The sequence below is a fragment of the Marivirga tractuosa DSM 4126 genome (assembly GCF_000183425.1).
In the GTDB taxonomy this organism is placed as follows: domain Bacteria; phylum Bacteroidota; class Bacteroidia; order Cytophagales; family Cyclobacteriaceae; genus Marivirga; species Marivirga tractuosa.
This window is the reverse complement of record NC_014759.1, coordinates 3,778,129-3,795,680: the sequence shown is the minus strand read 5'-3', so window position 1 is coordinate 3,795,680 and position 17,552 is coordinate 3,778,129. Positions and strand designations below refer to the sequence as shown.

The window sequence follows — 17,552 nt, the reverse complement described above, 5'->3', positions numbered from 1 at the left end:
CAGAAAGAGAAGAGATAAGCGAGTAAGCATGCAATAAAAATCACCTACTAAACATGATAAACGCTCCCCAATAATATGGATGTTGATACTCACTCAACATGGCTAATTGGGCAGAACGAAAAGCATCTGGAATGGCTTTCCCTTGAACATTTTCTTTATAAAATCCTGACATCAATTTCTGGGTAGCAGTATCATCTACTTTCCATAAACTCATCACCAATGATTCAGCACCGGCTACAATAAATGCTCTTTGTAGTCCATAAACGCCTTCTCCTGCTTTTATATCTCCTTTCCCGGTTTCACAGGCGGAAAGCACTACCATTTCAGTATTATTCAAGTTGAGGTTTATGGCTTCATAGGCTGAGAAAAAACCATTATCACTCTGATTAAATGATTGTGAACTTCCTGAGCTTTCTTCCTTTCCAGCACCAGCCAAAAGTAGACCCGAACGCAATAATGGATTTTGTCTGATGTATTGTAACTGTACGCCAAACAAATTATGGTTTGCTTGTTTATCCTCTAGAAAGTAACCGTGACTTGCCAAATGCAGATATTTTGGAGACTTGACCTGTTTTAAATTGGACTCATTGGCTTCACTATTCAAATACTTCTGCATGGTCATCGAGGGCGAGAGGTATTTTGAAATATCTTCAATTTCCTTTTTTGTTCCAGGGAGCTGCGCAATGTTTTGACTATTGAAATTAGGGTCTCCCATTAAGAAGGCTGTTTGTTGCCCAGCAGATTGAGCTAATCTCTCATATAAAATATCATTAGGATGTCCGACATAACGAATATCATGATCCTGAATCAAATATTTTCCATTTGGTTGCTGAAGCGTATTCATATTAACCTGATTGTAAATACCATCTGGAGAGATATAAATCCTGCTAGCATCCCCAATTTCATTTTCCATGCTCTTCCAATATTGGGCATAGGAATAATCATCTTTCATTTTTTGATTGATAACATTATTGTAATAAGAATAGTATCGGTTTTCCAAAAGGTTTCCTTCCTTGTTAATAATTACGCTAGGTTTTTCTGCCCCTTTCTTCAAAATCAAATAGGCATAAGCGTTATCCGATGTTAGTTGCTTATCATAAATCGGATATTGCACAATTTCAATCATCACCTGACCAGACTTTAATTGGCTAAGAATAGCCTTGTAATCGGTATTCCTATCTTCATATGCAGTCGAAAAGGCATCTGATTTTACAGATAAATCCTTTTCGGTTTGATTAGCGGCATTATCCAGAGAATCTACATTTAGATTTTGCTCTTTAATTTCCTCCTCACTCAAGGCATATGCGTTAGCCAATTGCTGTTTTTGATCTATCCATTGCTCATATAGTCTAGTCAATTCCTCATCATTTTGACTAAAGATTGCATTTCTCAAAGCAGTGGATGAACTTAATAATACCCCTTTAGTGGATAACCTATAGCGCATAAAATCTTCTAGTAATTCAGGATATTCATTATAATTTTCCAAGGCAAAATTATAGAACCTGAAAAAGCGAGGCTTAAGCTGCTCCCAATATTTTGTTTTTTCTGCTTCACTAAGAGCTGGAAAGTAATCCTTTATAAATTCCTGACTGGTACCCATCACCCGTTTAAAATAACTTGTAGCTGACTCTATTTGACCGTTAGCCCAGAACCACAGTGCTAGATCTTCTTGGCTCTTGACCACCTTCGGATGTGTTTTAGATAATTTTCTTTCTCGAGTATAAAGTGCTGACTGCAATAATGGTTCAGCTTTTTCATTCTCTCCTAAAAAGCGGTAGAGGTTGCCTAAATCCGCTTGAGTTCCCGAAGTAGTTAGATGCTCCTCACCAAATTTGTCTTGGTAAATCTCCAATGCTAATTGTAATGCCTCCTCAGCTTTTTCATATTCTCCTTTTTCAACATAAAGTGCTGCAATATTCGATTTCATGTGGGCATAATCGGGGTCATTTTTAGCATTCAACTTTAACCTGCTTTCTTGTAAATCTAATACTTCCTGAAATGTATTTTCTGCGGTTTTTAAATTACCATTTTCTTGTTCTAGTATTGCTTTGTTGGTCAAAAACTGCAGATATGTGCTATTTTTTTCTGTTAAGCTTTCTTTTGCGATTTCGGTGCAATCCTCCAACAAGCCCAAAGCTTCATCTGCCCTACCCATATATTGATTCAAAATGGCTTCATTATTTAAATAAATAGCATACGGCAACATTTCATTCTCCTTTTCCGCATTGAGGTTATCCCCTAATTGCTTTATGATTTTTTCTGCTTGTAGGTAGTTGCCTAAATTAATTTGCAAAACAGCATGATTATTTAACTCAGCCAGATAACCAATACTATTTTTGCCTTGAAGCTCATCCCATCCATCTAATGCTGTCTGAGTAAATTCCTCAGCTTTTGTGAATCGACCCATATCGCTATATAACAGCCCTAAAAGCCCTATAGTTTTCAGATAATTGGGTTCATTTGTGGCTGAAATTTGTTCATATTTTAATTTTGCCAATTTCAAATTTGTTTCAGCCAAAAATTGATTGCCTATATTATAATTAAGTCGACCAAAATCATAAATATCTCTTGCTACTTCCAAATCTGTTTGGGGCTCATCATCCCTCAACAGGAAATTAGCTGTCTTAATAAGCCCCTCACCCTTTTGTTGATTCTCAAAAGACTCAGTCTTATCCAGAAAGGCGATCGCATAATTAAAAGATAGAGTATCGTAACTTTCACGTTTTTCCTCAGTTTTTTCCTTCAATTTATCTTTCACTAACTTTTCAGCTTTATTTTTAAGGGCATCACCTATGCCAAACTGTGCGGCCGAATTATGCGTAAAAAAAATTAGAGAAGAGAATAGAAAAGCTTTAGTAACTACTTTTAGAAAAAAAGACATGGCTAAGAATTCGTTTTATTTTTGTCAATGCTAATAAAAATGAACAATTTTCATAAAAATAAGTAAAATAATTAGCGATAAATCAATAAAACGAGTAAAGTAATTTAATTGAGCTCAACTTTTTAATGTAATGAGAAAACTAAGAATGCCTAAAATAGTCCCTGATTACAAAAACAGGGAGAAAATCATCTTAAGAGACTTTTTAGCCTTAGAAAGAACCACCTTGGCAAATGAGAGGACATTATTCGCTTACATTAGAACTAGCCTATATTTAATTCTAGGTGGAATTGCCTTCTTAAAAATGGAAAGCCTGCAAAATATACAATGGCTAGCTTATCTATCTTTTGGAATTAGTTTTCTGATGATAATATATGGCTTAATTCGTTACTTCAAATTAAAACGAAAACTCCAAAAGTTTTATGACGAGGATTCTATGAAGCCATTTGAAGAAGAGCAAAAGCAAGATGATGAATAATTTTTATTTTGATTTTTAATTAGTTTGGAAATTAGTGTTTGTACCTTTGTAACCGAATTCAGATTATACCCTTATGTACCCAATTAAAAAAGTAATAATAGGATTAGATTTAAGTGATTTAGACAAAACCATGGTAGAATTTGCTGACTTTTTGGCAAAAGCTTCAGCTGTGGAAGATGTTCATTTTGTGAATGTTATTAAAAACCTTCATATACCTAAAGATGTATTGAAAGAATTTCCTGACATGGTCGATAATGTCATCAAGGAAAGAAAAAATGAAATGGAACAGAAGTTTGAAAAATTCATTTCTGGTAAGCATAAAGCCAATTTCCATTTTAATGTAGTGACAGGTAAAATTGCTGATAGCATTTTAAAATTCACCAAAGAAAAAGACATCGATTTAATCGTCATGGGTCGAAGGGAAAAAGCTGAACAAAGCGGTGCACTTTCTCAAAGATTGGCAAGACGTGCCGCATGTAGTCTTTTGATTATTCCTGAAGGAACCACTCCAAAAATGGATAAAATATTGGTACCAAGTGATTTCTCAGAGCATTCTAAATTGGCATTAGAAGAAGCTATTAATATTGCCCAACTTAATGATAATTCTACTGAAATTACTGTTCAAAATGTGTTTACAGTACCAACAGGATATCACTATACTGGAAAAACTTTCGAAGAATTCACCGAGGTAATGAAAAAAAATGCAGTTAAAAGCTATAAAAAATTCATAAACTCAATTGATACCAAAGGCATTAAACTAAAAGCTGTTTACTCTCAGGATACCAATGAAGATGTGACAACTGATATGATTGATAAAGCACATGAAATTAACGCAAACGCTATCATTATTGGAGCAAAAGGACGTACCGCAACAACAGCTTTCTTCCTAGGAAGTATTGCGGAAAGGCTAATCCAGTTAGATAATGATATACCTTTGATGATCGTGAGGCCAAAAGGTAAAAACGCAGGATTTTTAGAATTTTTAAAAGAATTGTAATGCGTAAAACCATAGAGAAATTCTACGGCTGGCTTTTTGCCGATAAAGAAAGTGATGAAGAAGTTCCTTATGCAAATAAACGTTTTATGTTCTGGTTTTCTATAGTCAGCTTTGCCGTAGTGCTTTTTTTCATCATAAAAGATGTAGTTAAAAATATCCAAAACGTGCAACCCTAATGCAGCACATTTCTCTTACAGACCTCAATTTATTAATTAAAGATACGCTTAATACTCAGTTGGAACCTTCCTATTGGGTCGTGGCAGAAATAGGTGAGTTAAGAGAAGCCCGCAACGGACATTGCTATTTGGAATTTGTTGAAAAAGATGAAGAAAGTAATCAACTGTTATCCAAAAGCAGAGCAACCATTTGGTCATACAGCTATAGAAGCATAAGCGCTTGGTTTCAATCCATCACTGGGGAAAGCCTAAAAGCTGGAATGACTGTTTTGGCAAATATTCAGGTACAATTTCATGAAGTATATGGCTTAAGCCTAAATGTAAAAGATATTGACCCCAATTTTACTTTGGGCGAAAGAGCCAGAAAGAAGCAAGAAATTATTGCCCAACTGAAAGAGGATGGCGTTTTTGAAATGAACAAAAGCCATCCTCTGCCTATGGTTCCTCAGCGCATTGCCATTATCAGTGCTGAATCTGCAGCGGGTTATGGTGATTTTATGAATCAAATCTTAGACAACAATTATGAATATAAATTACAGACCCAGTTATTTGTAGCCACTATGCAGGGAGATAAGGCAGCACAAACCATTATCTCCTCACTACATCAAATCCATGAGCAGATGGAAAATTTTGATGCAGTGGTTTTAATTCGAGGTGGTGGTGCTCAAGTTGATTTGGATTGCTTTGACGATTACGAATTAGCCGCTCATATTGCGCAATTTCCTATACCAGTTTTTACAGGAATTGGTCATGAAAGAGATGAAACCATTTGTGACCTAGTGGCACATACCAAATTAAAAACTCCCACTGCAGTAGCTGAATTTTTGATTAGAGGCATGAGGATTTATGAGGAAAAACTCAATTTGGCTACCAATAACATATTGGCTTACCTCAACCAAAAAGTGGAAAGAGAGCAACATAAGCTCAATGACCGAAAACATTCAATGCGCTATGCCTTGAAAAAGCATTTCAACAAAGCTGAAAATCAATTGAGCCGTTATCAGCAGAAAATGCAATATGATATTCGAAAAAGCTTCCAAAACACGCATCAGAAATTAGAGATTTACCAAAAAACACTCGAATTAATAAATCCCGATACAGTTTTCAAAAAAGGTTATTCCTACACTAGCCTGAACGGTAAAAGTATAATGGGACAGAAATTAAAAAAAGGCGATGAACTGAAGACTATTACTGCTAATCAGGAAATTAAAAGTAAGGTTGAGTCTGTTGGAAAACGGAAAAAGTGATTTCAGTTTGAATATAGAACCTATCTCTTAATTTACTAGTAGTAAATGTTTCAAAGGAACAAGAAATTACCCCTGATAAGACGCAAGCGGTAGATTTTTTTTACTTAAAACCTAAAACTTAATACTTATTACCTAATTCAGTTCACCCAGTACTCTTAGCATACTAACCAAAAGAAATTCGTAATTCCAAAATTCCCAATTCGTAATTATCTCCCGTATCCTTCCATAATCCCCAGCCCAAAAAGCGCAAAATCATATTTCACAGGGTCATTAGGATCCATTTTTCTCAAGGCTTGGGTCAACTCCTCTGCAGTTTGCCAATCGGTTTGCTTTCTTTGAATTAAGCCTAGTTTTCTAGCTACTCGATCAACGTGTAAATCACAAGGGCAAATTAAATCTGCGGGTTTTATCTTCTGCCAGATTCCAAAATCTACGCCTCTATCATCTTGCCTTACCATCCAGCGCAAGAACATGTTGATTCTTTTGCAAGCTGATTTTCTTTCAGGTGTGGCGATGTGTTTTCGGGTTCTTTGAGGGGCTAATTCTGATGCAAAAAAGAATTGATGAAAAGCAATCAGGCTTTCTTTCATGAATCCGTTCTCAGATGATCTGCCTAACAGGAAAGCCTCCTCTAAACTATCATGCTTTTGATAAAATTCTTTAAAGAAATGAATAAAATAAAGGGTGTCAATATCGTTGAAAGTCCTATGCTTGAAATGCATCAAGTCTTTCAAGTCATTTTCAGAATGGTTTAAGATAAATTCATGGGGACTGTTGCCCATCATCCCCATCAACTCTTTGCATTTATTAATAATGGTTTTTCTCTGTCCCCAAGCTAAAATGGAAGCAAAAAAAGCAGAAATTTCTATATCCTGCTTTTTCTTAAATAAATGTGGTATGCTGACTGGATCATCTGCAATGAAATCAGGACGATTATACAGATTATATTTTTCATCCAATAAGGATTTTACTTCCTCCAAATCCTTCATTCTTAATCTTTCAGCGGAAGATAACTGATTTCAACTGGGAATTTATAATCCACTCCACCTAGCTTTTCAAATGCTTTTTTGGAGATTCTGATAATCACTTTTTCATCAACTCCAGTATTAGGCAATTTCCCTAAGACCCTCACAAAAACAATTTGATCATTCAAATCATTTCTCACTTGCATGATGGTGCCAATCTTAGCAGTTCTATGCAAAGCTAAATATTTTTCAGTGCCTTCTGATCCTTCAATAACTTCTGCCACTCCTTTTTCCTTGATCTTATCAATTTTAGGCATATCCTCCTCGTCAACAGAAAAATAGGCTTTAGTATCTTGTTTTTGAGGATTTTCAGATATTTCTGTTTTAGGCTCCTCAAAAACTACTTGCTCTTTTTTCTGCTCATCAACTTCAACATCTGCCATCAAAGCATCAGGATTCTGTATGTATAATTTCTGACCTAAACTCAGTTTGTAATTACTTAAGCTATTCCAATTTCTCAAATCCTCCACTTCTACACCGTACTTTTCAGACAAGCTGTATAATGTTTCCCCAGACTCAACAGTATGTATTCTTGATTCATCAACCTCAACTGTTCCAGTTTCTGAAACAGGATTTGCAGTATTTTCTGTCTCTGTAACTGGCGGCACAATTTTAATAACCTCTCCTCCTACAAATGGTTCTTTGAAATTATTCCATTTCTTCAGTTTTGCTTTTTTCAAACCGTACATTTCAGCCACTATATCATAAGTCTCTCCTTTTTTGGCATTATGAAAAGATTTAACCTCTCTTTTCTGCTCGTCCGGCTTAGTTTTCGCTACTTCAGCAATTACTTTCTCCTGTTTTCCAGCTTTAATAATCAATTTCTGACCAACAGCAATATTATTATCTTTTAAACCATTCAATTCAATAATATCGCTCTGTTTAACATCATATTGCTTAGAAATACTGTAAATGGTTTCTCCTAAATCTACAATATGTGTAATCTTATTTCTACTTTCAGTTTTTACATTCTTGTCAGCAGCCTTTGTACCTGATGGGAATCGAGAAGGATTACTCACCCATAATTTCTGTCCAATATTTAAAGTACTCGATTGCAAGTCATTCCATTTCTTAATGTCTTCTTGACTAACATTATATTGTTTTGAAATTGAGTAAATGGTTTCTCCAGCCTCAACTGTATGTTGCTTAGCATTGCTCTGTTGAGGGCTTATGTCAGTAGACGAAACAAACTCTTCTTCCTTAAATGGAATTAAAAGCACACGACCTATTTGATCTATTTTATACCCATCTTTCTCTTGCGGATTCACCTCTTGTATTTCAGCCACAGAAACGTGATAGCGCTTTCCTAATGAGTAAAGTGTTTCCTTTGGTTCTAATTTATGTATGATATATTTTTCTCCATCTATAACTTTAATACCTACAGAATCAATAACGGCAGCATTTGCAGAAATTAAGGAAGTGAAAACGAAAAATAGACAGATGAATAAGGATTTTATCTTCATGCTTTTAGGGTATTCGATTGCTTTACAAAAATGGTTATTATGTAATGATAAGTAAAATAAAACTGAATTTTAATTCTCAAATCATTAAAGAAAACGTGATTTCAATTAACGAATTATAAAAACAGCTGTTTAAAATAAATTTAATTCTTTTTTGTTAAAAAAGGCTTTTCAGGATCGGTTTTCGAAGAAAAAGCAAAGAGAAATATCAATATAAATCGTTCATTAATTTAACTTCATAGAAAATATTTAAAATGTCATTGCATAATATTGTAGCTTAACTACTATTACCTTAAATTGATCCATAATTTTTATCCTGATATTGATTTTATAAAATCAGCTATATCATGAAGAAAATAAAAGGAAGTAAAGAGATCAATTTAAATTGAAGTTCCATATTGCAAATGAGGAATCACGAATGCACATGAAAAGAGTAGCTTTTATTTTATTACTACTGGGAATAATTCAATTCTCAATTTTTGCTGATTCAACGGATGTAAAGCAGGAAGTCTTCATAATGGAAATTAAGGATCAGATTGATGTCAGAACCAATAGATATGTTGAATTAGCACTTCAAGAAGCAAAAGAAAGGAATTCCTCACATATTTTAATTGAGATGAATACTTATGGAGGTGCTCTTTATGATGCTGATGAAATTCGTTCAGCCCTTCTAAATTTAGATATTCCTGTTTACGTTTTTATTGATAACAATGCAGCTTCAGCTGGTGCATTAATTTCCATTGCATGTGACAGCATATATATGGCACCTGGAGGTAGCATAGGCGCTGCAACTGTAGTAAATCAAACTGGTGAGGCTGCTCCAGATAAATATCAATCATATATGAGGTCTATTATGAGATCAACTGCTGAAGCTTCAGGCAGAGACCCTAGAATTGCAGAAGCCATGGTGGATGAGAAAATTGAGATAGAAGGCATCACCAAAGCTGGGGAAGTTATAACCTTTTCAACCTCCGAGGCCATAAAGCATGGATTTTGCGAAGGAGAATTTAACAACACCACTGAATTATTAACTTACTTAAATTTAGATAGCTCAAAAGTACATCGCTATGAAGTAAGCGGTACTGAATCCATCATTTCGTTCTTTATCAACCCGTTTATTAGTGGAATTTTAATCCTCATTATTATAGGAGGAATATATTTTGAGTTGCAAACCCCTGGAGTGGGTTTTCCTATTATGGCATCCATCATAGCATTGGTTCTTTATTTAGTACCCTATTATTTGAATGGATTAGCAGAAAATTGGGAGATTTTAGCTTTTGTAATTGGACTAGTGTTAATAGCCATTGAAGTATTTGTTATCCCCGGCTTTGGTATATTTGGAATACTAGGTTTAATTCTGACTTTAGGTTCTTTGGTATTTATGATGCTGAATAACGAAATGTTTGATTTTGAATTTGTACCGAGTGAAAACATCACAAGAGCACTGCTTACTACATTAACAGGTTTGTTTGGAAGCATAATTTTGATGTTTATTGGAGGAGTGCGATTAACTAATAGTAATTTCTTCAAAAAAGTAGCACTACAAGGAGTTCAAGCCAAAACAGAAGGCTATTCTTCAAGATTTATTAAAGCTGGTTTAGTGGGTAAAACAGGAACCGTTTTTTCAGTTCTTCGACCTAGCGGAAAAGTTGAAATAGACGGGGAACTATATGATGCTAATACAAGAGGAGAATATTTAGATCAAGGAGAAAAAATAGTGGTAGTAGATGAAAGTGGCACAAGCTTAAAGGTGAAAAAAGCTGAAAACTAAGAAAATATGGACATAATTGGAATTATCCCAGCCAGATATGGCTCAACCCGATTTCCTGGAAAGCCTTTAGTTGATATTGGAGGCAAAAGCATGATTCAAAGAGTCGTAGAACAATGCAAAAAAAGTAGTGCACTGAAGAAAGTGGTAGTAGCCACTGATGATGACCGTATTTTTGAACACGTAAAAGAATTGGGGCACGAAGTATATATGACTAGTCCCGATCACAAAAATGGAACAGAAAGATGTCATGAAGCTCTAAAATTAGTAAATGATAGTTATGATTTTGTAATCAATATCCAAGGTGACGAACCTTTTATTGACCCAAAGCAAATTGATTTATTAGCTAGTATTCTTAATAGAAAGACTGAAATTGCGACTCTGATTAAAAATATAGATGATATAGAAGACCTTCAAAACCCAAATGTTATTAAAGCCCTCAAAGCGGACAGCGGATTAGCCTTATATTTCTCTCGATCTCCTATTCCTCACATGAGAAACATCCCAACCGAAGATTGGATGAAGAGCCATCAACACTATAAGCATATTGGGATTTATGCCTACAGGGTTGATATACTTGCTAAACTTGTCACCCTTTCCCCTACACCTTTGGAGCTAGCCGAATCTTTAGAGCAATTGCGATGGATAGAAAACGGTTACAGAATAAGAACCGCAATTACTCCTATAGAAACAGTAGGAATTGATACCCCTGAAGATGTGGAGAAAGCTTTGAAACAAATGCAACTATAATGGAAAAAGTAATAAAAGGTCACCCTCATATTCAATTAAAATTTGATAATGCAGCTATTGAAACATTGAAAGTGAGAAGTGAGGAATTTTATTTATCCATGAACAAAAGAAGGTCTGTCCGTGAATTTTCTAGTAAATCCATCCCAAAAGAAATAATAGAAAACATTGTAAAAACAGCAGCAACTGCTCCTTCAGGTGCACATAAACAGCCTTGGACTTTCTGTGTCATTTCTAATCCTGACTTAAAAAAGAAAATACGGGAAGCAGCAGAAAAAGAGGAATATGAAAGTTATCAAAATCGGATGAGCGATCAATGGTTAAAAGATTTGGAACCCATTGGCACGGATTGGGAAAAACCATTTTTGGAAACTGTCCCCTATATCATAGTGGTATTTAAAAAAATCTATGATGAGGAAGAAGGACAAAAGAAAACCAATTATTATGTAAATGAATCAGTCGGAATAGCTTGTGGATTTTTAATTTCCGCCATCCACCAAGCGGGTTTGGCTACCCTAACGCATACGCCCAGTCCAATGAATTTTTTATCTGAAATTCTGGAAAGACCAAAAAATGAAAGACCCTTTTTATTATTACCAGTTGGTTATCCTGCGGAGGAGACTTATGTGCCTAAGCTGGATAGAAAAGGATTGAATGAAATTGCAGAATTTTATAGTTAAAGAGTGATTGTGATTTTCTTTTCACCTTCTATATGCAGAATATGGCAACAATCTTTACCTATTTTCATTTTATGCTCCACTACAGTTTCACCATTGATTATACCATAGAAAATCACTTCATTTCCATCAAAATCTAATACATCCATTTGCCCATCAGTAGCTACTGGGTAAATGCCATTCTTAGATTCATAAACATCATCTGGAATTTCAATTTTCTCTCCATCTATTTCACTATAAAAATCATCTAGTACAATTACTTTCCCTTCATTATCAGTAATTTCTAAGTTAATAATTCGGAATTCCATAGTACACATAATATCCGGATCACACGGATTTTCTTTCTTATTCTTAGCACCAGAATTATTATCCTGACAAGTAGCTGCCATTGAAATAAAACAAAATAACATCAATAGATTTTTCATTATCCTTCAATTACAATTTTACTTTCTCCTTCAATTAAAATAACATGACAGCAATCATGTCCAATCACCATTTGATGTTCCACAATATTTCGACCATCTTTTTCTCCTACAAAAATCAAAGTAGTTCCTTCTTTCTCTACCTCATCCATTTCGGCATCAGTAAGTACAGGATATATTCCCTGCCTTTTTTGAATATCATTTAACTCATATTCAAATTTTTTCCTAGAATCATAAAAGGTGTAGAAATCATCTAATACTATTGGATTACCTTCTTGGTTAGTAATTTCAAGTGAGATGGTTCTGAATTCTTTAGTACAAAATAGGTTTCCATCACATTCGGCAGAATTCAATTTATCCTCTTCACAAGAAAAAAACGAAAGCGAAAACAATAGCAAAAATATACGTAAACAACTGATTTTCATACCCGCTTATTTTTCTCTTTTAACGATGCCTGCCTTCCAATATTTTCACTACATCCTGTAATTTATATCCTTTAGCTTGTAATAGAATTAAATAGTGAAATAATAAATCAGCTGATTCATTTAGAAATAACTCTTCACTGTCATCCTTAGCTTCAATCACTACTTCCACAGCCTCTTCTCCCACTTTTTGAGCAATTTTATTAATGCCTTTATCGAATAAGCTTTTCACATAAGACTTTTCATCCTCTCCATTCTTACGTTCTTCAATCACTTCTTCCAATTGATTAATGAAACCAATGCTCTCATTTTTCTCATCCCAGCAAGTATCTGCGCCAGTGTGGCAAGTAGGCCCATCGGGTTTGGCTTTAATTAAAAAAGTATCCTGATCACAATCCAAAACAATATCTACTAAGTGCAGGAAGTTTGATGAAGATTCTCCTTTTGTCCACAGTCTTTGCTTTGATCTGCTATAAAACGTTACTTTTCCAGTTGTTTGGGTTTTTTCCAATGCCTCTTCATTCATGTAGCCCAGCATTAAGACTTTGCCTGTTATAGAATCTTGAATGATGGCTGGTAGCAAACCATTTTCACCTTTTGAAAAATCGGGTTTTTGCATAACTAATAATATTAAAATCTAAACATTAGATTCTTGTAGGTATATTTTTACTCTTTAAAAATGTTTTTAATTCCGGAATTCCAATTTCTTTGAAATGAAATATGCTGGCAGCTAAAGCAGCATCGGATTTTCCATTTGTAAAGGTATCACAAAAATGTTGCATATTCCCTGCCCCGCCTGAAGCAATCACGGGAACATTCACCAAGTATGAGATTTTAGATAATAATTCATCGGCAAAACCAGCTTTAGTTCCATCGTGGTCCATTGAGGTTAATAGAATTTCACCTGCACCTAAGTCAACAGCTTGTTGAATCCAAGCTTCAGTTTCTAACTTAGTAGGTTTTGAACCACCGTGGGTGTGAACTATATTTTTATCCCCTACCTTTCTGGAATCTACTGCCACCACTATGCATTGAGAGCCGAATTCATCCGCCATTTCTTTGATGATTTGCGGATTTCGAACGGCTGCTGAATTAATAGATACTTTATCTGCTCCAGCTCCTAAAAGCACTGAAACATCCTCTACTGTACTAATTCCCCCTCCAACTGTAAAGGGTATATTGATAGCTTCTGCTACTTTTTCCACTAACTCTATCAATGTCTTTCTTTTCTCATTAGTGGCGGTAATGTCCAAAAACACTAACTCGTCTGCTCCTTCCTCTGCATAAATTTTAGCTAATTCAACTGGATCACCAGCATCTCTCAACTCTAAAAAATTTACCCCTTTGACGGTGCGACCATTTTTGATATCCAAACAAGGAATTATTCTTTTTGTAAGCATATTATTGGAACTGCTTTAAATCTGATAAGTTTATTCTCTTTTCATAAATAGCTTTACCAACGATAGCACCGTAAACCTTCATCTCTTCCAAAATTTGTAAGTCTTTTATGTTACTTACTCCACCGCTGGCTATTAATTGCACCTCAGGAAATCTATCCAAAATATGTTGATAAAGTTCATTAGAAGTGCCTTCTAAAGCTCCATCTTTCGAAACATCTGTGCAAATCACATATTTTAATCCTTTTTTAAGATAATGCTCTAAGAAATCAAAAATATGCCTTTCAGAACTTTCTTGCCATCCATGAATAGCAATGTGCTCACCTTTCACATCTGCGCCCAATATGATTTTTTCACCCCCGAATTCTTCTATCCATTCAGTAAATAGAGGCTCGTTTTTCACGGCTATGCTTCCTCCGGTTATCTGATTTGCACCAGCATCAAATACTGCTTTTAAATCTTCAGTACTTTGAACTCCACCGCCAAAGTCAATAGTTAAATTAGTATTCTCGGAAATGGATTTAAGCACCTCCAAATTCACTACCTTTTTTGCTTTAGCACCATCTAAATCCACCAAGTGTAATCTCTGGATTCCAGCTGCTTCAAATTCTTTAGCAACTGCTAGTGGATGATCATTGTATTCTGTTTTCTGGTTATAATCCCCTTTGGTAAGGCGAACACATTTTCCATCTATGATATCAATGGCTGGTATTATATGCATAATATTATAATTCGAATAAAAAGTTCTTCAAAAATTGTTCTCCTGCTTCTGCACTTTTTTCGGGATGTGGCTGAATCGCATAGAAATTATCTTTTTTTAATACATTACTGAATGGCAACATATATTCCGTTTGTGAAATTGTTTGATCACAAATTTCAGCATAATAGGAATGTACAAAATAGAAATATGCAGGTGATTTTATTCCTTGAAAAATAACATCATCCGATATACTTCCAGTATTCCAACCCATGTGAGGTACTTTTAATTTACTGGGAAACTTCTTCACTTTAGCATCAAAAATCCCTAAACATTCTGTATCTCCCTCTTCAGAATGACTACACAGCAACTGTAATCCCAAACAAATACCTAAAAAAGGATTTTCTATAGATTGAATCACTTTATCTAATCCTCTTTCCTTCAAGTATTTCATAGCTGATTTTGCCTCTCCCTGACCAGGAAAGATTACACGGTCTGCTGCTAAAATCTCATCAGGATTATCCGTTAAATTCCCTTCTATACCTAATCGTTTTAATGCCAATAATACAGATTTAATATTACCAGCATTATATTTTATTATAGCTACTTTCATTTATAGTTTTATAGATTAGCGCATTTAATACATCTTAAACTGGAAGGCATTATCTTTAATCTATTATTTTAGCTTCCTTTTAATCCCTATTTTTTCTCCTTCCCAGTAAGAATTCACTAAAAACTGCAAGTTACTAATTGTATTCTTAACCCATGACAATATTTTGACGAAGCTCGAATTTTATTTTTTAAAGATTAGATTCAATATAAGTGAACCTTGAAAATGATTTACCTACTTTTGAAATTTAACCGCCAAAAAAAACAAACAAAGTAAAATACAAATCCTTAAATAGGAAGAACCCCAATAAACTAAACAGAGATTTTAGCAAAAAAGAAAATATATAACCTCTTTTTTAGATATAGAATATAGTAATTCAACTGTGGATAGGTACAGTCAAAACAAAGTAGGTATTAAAATTACAAGGATAGATTTGACTTAAGGTGGAACACAGCATCAGATGCTGGAAGCATAATGGTTGGCTATGATTTTAGATTCATATAAATCTACCAGTAGTACACTTATAACTAAAAAAGGCTGGAGCAAAACCAGCCTTTTCATTAAAATCTTCTTTTGTTAAAAAGACCACCGCCTCTCCGGCCTCTTTTTGGTTTAATATTATATCGTTTACCTCCAGGACTAAATATCCTATTTAGCAATTCTCCTTGAATATAAAATTCTGCTTTAATATTAAATATTAAATAATAATCATCACTATCAGGATTACCCCTTATTTCTCCTTTACCAGTTGGATCTGATAAGGCCGCAGCAATTGCTTCTTGATCACTATTTTGCCAATCGAATTGATCCAAATCTGGATACCCTCTACCACTGACATCATCTAAATAATCGGTAAAAGTAATTCTATTACTAACCTCAGCAGAAACATCCATGAAATCGGTAACTTTAACTCTAACTCCTGCTCCTACTGGTATAACAAATGCAAAGCGCCCATAAGTATTAGGTCTTTCAGTTTGATACTGCCTTAAGGAAACCATTTCTCCAGCCCTAGGAACAGCTCTCAATGTATCTCCTGTTTGATTTCGTAAATATTCAGGTACTTCAGCTCTAGGATCAAATAATAATAATCCTACTCCAACTGTTGCGTAAGGATTTATCATTTTACGCTGAGTAAACCTAGTGGGGGTAGGGAAAAGTGAAACAGTGGCGGTTGCGCTTAATTCTAAATTATTCGATACAAATGACAAACCCCTTGACCTTGTATTCAATTCAGGATCTATATCTTGGTCATCTCCAGAAAGTTGAAATGCCATAAGATTTACACCAGCTTGAACTCTGTTCGTAAATCGATATTGTAATCCTCCAACAACATTAAATTTTGTGTCAAAATATGAACCTGGATTGGTCAAATCACCTAATGAACGTGCATATCCAAGGCCTCCTGTAGCTAACCAACGTCTATTTATTCTATTGGAATAGAAACTTTGCGCAATGATATCTTGCGCTAGAAATAATAAAATCGATATGACTAGGAGTTTCTTCATAAAATTCTTCCAATAACAAATATAAATATTTTTTTAGAATATATCATAAAGGATAGACTTTATCCAAATAATTTTCAAAAACATAAAGCTCATCACTATTAAATGTTTTTTGTTTTGTATTATAGTTACAAATCAATTCATTTTTTGTTTTTTTGAGTATGTTAAAATTAGCTGCTATTGACATTGGTTCCAATGCCATCAGAATACAATTAACCAGAATAACGCTTTACCAAGGAAATATTACGTTCAAAAGGCTTGAATATGTTCGTTTTCCTTTAAGATTAGGGCAAGATGTTTTTACTACAGGTAGAATAAGCGAACAATCCAAAGTTAAATTCTTAAAGTTAATGCAAGCCTTTAAAATTCTCATAGACTTATATGAAGTAGATGATTATATGGGCTGCGCCACTTCTGCTATGCGAGAGGCTGAAAATGGAAGATACTTAATTGACCAAGTAAAAGCAGAGTTAGATTTAGAAATTGACATTATAGATGGTGATCAGGAAGCTAATATGATTAATAAAGCCATTTTCCCTTATATGGATGAAAAGGCATATCTGCATATTGACGTAGGAGGAGGAAGCACTGAATTCAATTTCTACCAAAATAATGAAAAACTATTATCTAAATCATTCAAAATTGGCTCAGTAAGGCATTTGGAAACTGATAACTCACATTATATGTGGGACGAAATGAGGAATTGGATTGAAAAAAATGTAATAAAGAAATCAGTTAAAATCCATGCAATTGGCACTGGTGGAAACATAAATAAAGTGAAAGATTTAGCTGGTAAAAAAGCAGGTAAACCTATTAGTTTAAAAAAAGTGAAAGAAATTCAGGAATATATTAAGGGTTTTGACATGGAAGAAAGGATCAATAAATTGCAATTGAACCCCGATAGAGCTGATGTCATCATTCCCGCCTTGGATATTTATATTAATGCTATGGCATGGTCAAAATCACTCAGCATAATTGTTCCAGATAGTGGACTTAAAGATGGGATTATGCAGGTGCTTTACGAAAGAAATCAAAGAAGATTACGTTAA

The 17,552-nt window shown here is 34.5% G+C and carries 18 protein-coding genes; 8 read left to right on the top strand and 10 right to left on the bottom strand.

The window, feature by feature from the left end; all coding sequences use genetic code 11:
* Positions 1 to 40: 40 nt before the first annotated feature.
* Entirely contained in the window at positions 41 to 2,881 is a 2,841-nt protein-coding gene (locus FTRAC_RS16105) for a CHAT domain-containing protein (protein ID WP_013455338.1), read from the bottom strand.
* A 130-nt stretch (positions 2,882 to 3,011) separates the two neighbouring features.
* Between FTRAC_RS16105 and FTRAC_RS16100 the strand changes: the two genes are divergently transcribed.
* The 4 genes from FTRAC_RS16100 to xseA all read left to right on the top strand — a co-directional run bounded on the left by FTRAC_RS16100 (position 3,012) and on the right by xseA (position 5,776).
* Complete coding sequence (locus FTRAC_RS16100) at positions 3,012 to 3,356, top strand: DUF202 domain-containing protein (protein WP_245545984.1); 345 nt, start codon at positions 3,012 to 3,014, stop codon at positions 3,354 to 3,356.
* A 73-nt stretch (positions 3,357 to 3,429) separates the two neighbouring features.
* Positions 3,430 to 4,353: a universal stress protein gene (locus FTRAC_RS16095; RefSeq protein WP_013455336.1), complete on the top strand. Its 924-nt coding sequence runs from the start codon at positions 3,430 to 3,432 to the stop codon at positions 4,351 to 4,353.
* Positions 4,353 to 4,529 (top strand): hypothetical protein, encoded by a 177-nt coding sequence (locus FTRAC_RS19840; protein ID WP_013455335.1) that lies wholly within the window; start codon positions 4,353 to 4,355, stop codon positions 4,527 to 4,529. Before FTRAC_RS16095 ends, FTRAC_RS19840 begins: the two co-directional genes overlap by 1 nt.
* Entirely contained in the window at positions 4,529 to 5,776 is a 1,248-nt protein-coding gene (gene xseA / locus FTRAC_RS16090) for an exodeoxyribonuclease VII large subunit (protein WP_013455334.1), read from the top strand. Before FTRAC_RS19840 ends, xseA begins: the two co-directional genes overlap by 1 nt.
* Before the next feature lie 206 nt (positions 5,777 to 5,982).
* Here xseA and FTRAC_RS16085 read toward each other — a convergent pair whose 3' ends face one another.
* A complete protein-coding gene (locus FTRAC_RS16085; protein WP_013455333.1) occupies positions 5,983 to 6,765 on the bottom strand; it encodes a TIGR02757 family protein in 783 nt (260 codons plus the stop codon).
* A gap of 2 nt (positions 6,766 to 6,767) precedes the next feature.
* On the bottom strand, positions 6,768 to 8,264 hold the full coding sequence (locus tag FTRAC_RS16080; protein ID WP_013455332.1) for a muramidase family protein: 1,497 nt from the start codon (positions 8,262 to 8,264) through the stop codon (positions 6,768 to 6,770).
* A 421-nt stretch (positions 8,265 to 8,685) separates the two neighbouring features.
* Between FTRAC_RS16080 and FTRAC_RS16075 the strand changes: the two genes are divergently transcribed.
* The 3 genes from FTRAC_RS16075 to FTRAC_RS16065 are packed head-to-tail and all read left to right on the top strand — an operon-like array spanning position 8,686 to position 11,456.
* A complete protein-coding gene (locus FTRAC_RS16075) occupies positions 8,686 to 10,032 on the top strand; it encodes an NfeD family protein (protein ID WP_041649927.1) in 1,347 nt (448 codons plus the stop codon).
* A gap of 6 nt (positions 10,033 to 10,038) precedes the next feature.
* Entirely contained in the window at positions 10,039 to 10,779 is a 741-nt protein-coding gene (gene kdsB / locus FTRAC_RS16070; RefSeq protein ID WP_013455330.1) for a 3-deoxy-manno-octulosonate cytidylyltransferase, read from the top strand.
* Positions 10,779 to 11,456 carry a nitroreductase family protein gene (locus tag FTRAC_RS16065; RefSeq protein WP_013455329.1) on the top strand — a complete coding sequence of 226 codons (678 nt, stop codon included), beginning with the start codon at positions 10,779 to 10,781 and terminating at the stop codon, positions 11,454 to 11,456. The genes kdsB and FTRAC_RS16065 overlap by 1 nt, the downstream gene beginning before the upstream one ends.
* Here FTRAC_RS16065 and FTRAC_RS16060 read toward each other — a convergent pair.
* The 7 genes from FTRAC_RS16060 to FTRAC_RS16030 all read right to left on the bottom strand — a co-directional run bounded on the left by FTRAC_RS16060 (position 11,453) and on the right by FTRAC_RS16030 (position 16,506).
* Positions 11,453 to 11,878 carry a hypothetical protein gene (locus FTRAC_RS16060; protein ID WP_013455328.1) on the bottom strand — a complete coding sequence of 142 codons (426 nt, stop codon included), beginning with the start codon at positions 11,876 to 11,878 and terminating at the stop codon, positions 11,453 to 11,455. The two genes, FTRAC_RS16065 and FTRAC_RS16060, sit on opposite strands and share 4 nt — an antisense overlap.
* A complete protein-coding gene (locus FTRAC_RS16055; RefSeq protein ID WP_013455327.1) occupies positions 11,878 to 12,300 on the bottom strand; it encodes a hypothetical protein in 423 nt (140 codons plus the stop codon). Before FTRAC_RS16055 ends, FTRAC_RS16060 begins: the two co-directional genes overlap by 1 nt.
* A gap of 19 nt (positions 12,301 to 12,319) precedes the next feature.
* Positions 12,320 to 12,916 carry a bifunctional phosphoribosyl-AMP cyclohydrolase/phosphoribosyl-ATP diphosphatase HisIE gene (hisIE, locus tag FTRAC_RS16050; protein WP_013455326.1) on the bottom strand — a complete coding sequence of 199 codons (597 nt, stop codon included), beginning with the start codon at positions 12,914 to 12,916 and terminating at the stop codon, positions 12,320 to 12,322.
* 25 nt (positions 12,917 to 12,941) lie between these two features.
* Positions 12,942 to 13,697, bottom strand: coding sequence for an imidazole glycerol phosphate synthase subunit HisF (gene hisF, locus FTRAC_RS16045; protein ID WP_013455325.1), 756 nt, complete (start codon positions 13,695 to 13,697; stop codon positions 12,942 to 12,944).
* A gap of 1 nt (position 13,698) precedes the next feature.
* The gene (hisA, locus tag FTRAC_RS16040) at positions 13,699 to 14,415 is read right to left on the bottom strand and encodes a 1-(5-phosphoribosyl)-5-[(5-phosphoribosylamino)methylideneamino]imidazole-4-carboxamide isomerase (RefSeq protein ID WP_013455324.1); all 717 of its coding nucleotides are present in this window, start codon (positions 14,413 to 14,415) and stop codon (positions 13,699 to 13,701) included.
* A gap of 4 nt (positions 14,416 to 14,419) precedes the next feature.
* Positions 14,420 to 15,004 carry an imidazole glycerol phosphate synthase subunit HisH gene (gene hisH, locus FTRAC_RS16035; RefSeq protein WP_013455323.1) on the bottom strand — a complete coding sequence of 195 codons (585 nt, stop codon included), beginning with the start codon at positions 15,002 to 15,004 and terminating at the stop codon, positions 14,420 to 14,422.
* 557 nt (positions 15,005 to 15,561) lie between these two features.
* Complete coding sequence (locus FTRAC_RS16030; protein WP_013455322.1) at positions 15,562 to 16,506, bottom strand: outer membrane beta-barrel protein; 945 nt, start codon at positions 16,504 to 16,506, stop codon at positions 15,562 to 15,564.
* Between the two features lie 158 nt (positions 16,507 to 16,664).
* Here FTRAC_RS16030 and FTRAC_RS16025 point away from each other — a divergent pair, with 158 nt between their 5' ends.
* Positions 16,665 to 17,552, top strand: a complete 888-nt coding sequence (locus tag FTRAC_RS16025; protein ID WP_013455321.1) for a Ppx/GppA phosphatase family protein — start codon at positions 16,665 to 16,667, stop codon at positions 17,550 to 17,552.

What these genes read in the sequence shown, in the direction of transcription:
- FTRAC_RS16030 (WP_013455322.1), bottom strand. Translation starts at nt 16,506, where the DNA reads ATGAAGAAACTCCTAGTCATATCGATTTTATTATTTCTAGCGCAAGAT.
- hisF (WP_013455325.1), bottom strand. Translation starts at nt 13,697, where the DNA reads ATGCTTACAAAAAGAATAATTCCTTGTTTGGATATCAAAAATGGTCGC.
- FTRAC_RS16100 (WP_245545984.1), top strand. Translation starts at nt 3,012, where the DNA reads ATGAGAAAACTAAGAATGCCTAAAATAGTCCCTGATTACAAAAACAGG.
- FTRAC_RS19840 (WP_013455335.1), top strand. Translation starts at nt 4,353, where the DNA reads ATGCGTAAAACCATAGAGAAATTCTACGGCTGGCTTTTTGCCGATAAA.
- hisA (WP_013455324.1), bottom strand. Translation starts at nt 14,415, where the DNA reads ATGCATATAATACCAGCCATTGATATCATAGATGGAAAATGTGTTCGC.
- FTRAC_RS16025 (WP_013455321.1), top strand. Translation starts at nt 16,665, where the DNA reads ATGTTAAAATTAGCTGCTATTGACATTGGTTCCAATGCCATCAGAATA.
- FTRAC_RS16075 (WP_041649927.1), top strand. Translation starts at nt 8,686, where the DNA reads ATGAAAAGAGTAGCTTTTATTTTATTACTACTGGGAATAATTCAATTC.
- FTRAC_RS16060 (WP_013455328.1), bottom strand. Translation starts at nt 11,878, where the DNA reads ATGAAAAATCTATTGATGTTATTTTGTTTTATTTCAATGGCAGCTACT.
- FTRAC_RS16080 (WP_013455332.1), bottom strand. Translation starts at nt 8,264, where the DNA reads ATGAAGATAAAATCCTTATTCATCTGTCTATTTTTCGTTTTCACTTCC.
- kdsB (WP_013455330.1), top strand. Translation starts at nt 10,039, where the DNA reads ATGGACATAATTGGAATTATCCCAGCCAGATATGGCTCAACCCGATTT.
- FTRAC_RS16085 (WP_013455333.1), bottom strand. Translation starts at nt 6,765, where the DNA reads ATGAAGGATTTGGAGGAAGTAAAATCCTTATTGGATGAAAAATATAAT.
- FTRAC_RS16065 (WP_013455329.1), top strand. Translation starts at nt 10,779, where the DNA reads ATGGAAAAAGTAATAAAAGGTCACCCTCATATTCAATTAAAATTTGAT.
- xseA (WP_013455334.1), top strand. Translation starts at nt 4,529, where the DNA reads ATGCAGCACATTTCTCTTACAGACCTCAATTTATTAATTAAAGATACG.
- FTRAC_RS16055 (WP_013455327.1), bottom strand. Translation starts at nt 12,300, where the DNA reads ATGAAAATCAGTTGTTTACGTATATTTTTGCTATTGTTTTCGCTTTCG.
- hisH (WP_013455323.1), bottom strand. Translation starts at nt 15,004, where the DNA reads ATGAAAGTAGCTATAATAAAATATAATGCTGGTAATATTAAATCTGTA.
- hisIE (WP_013455326.1), bottom strand. Translation starts at nt 12,916, where the DNA reads ATGCAAAAACCCGATTTTTCAAAAGGTGAAAATGGTTTGCTACCAGCC.
- FTRAC_RS16095 (WP_013455336.1), top strand. Translation starts at nt 3,430, where the DNA reads ATGTACCCAATTAAAAAAGTAATAATAGGATTAGATTTAAGTGATTTA.
- FTRAC_RS16105 (WP_013455338.1), bottom strand. Translation starts at nt 2,881, where the DNA reads ATGTCTTTTTTTCTAAAAGTAGTTACTAAAGCTTTTCTATTCTCTTCT.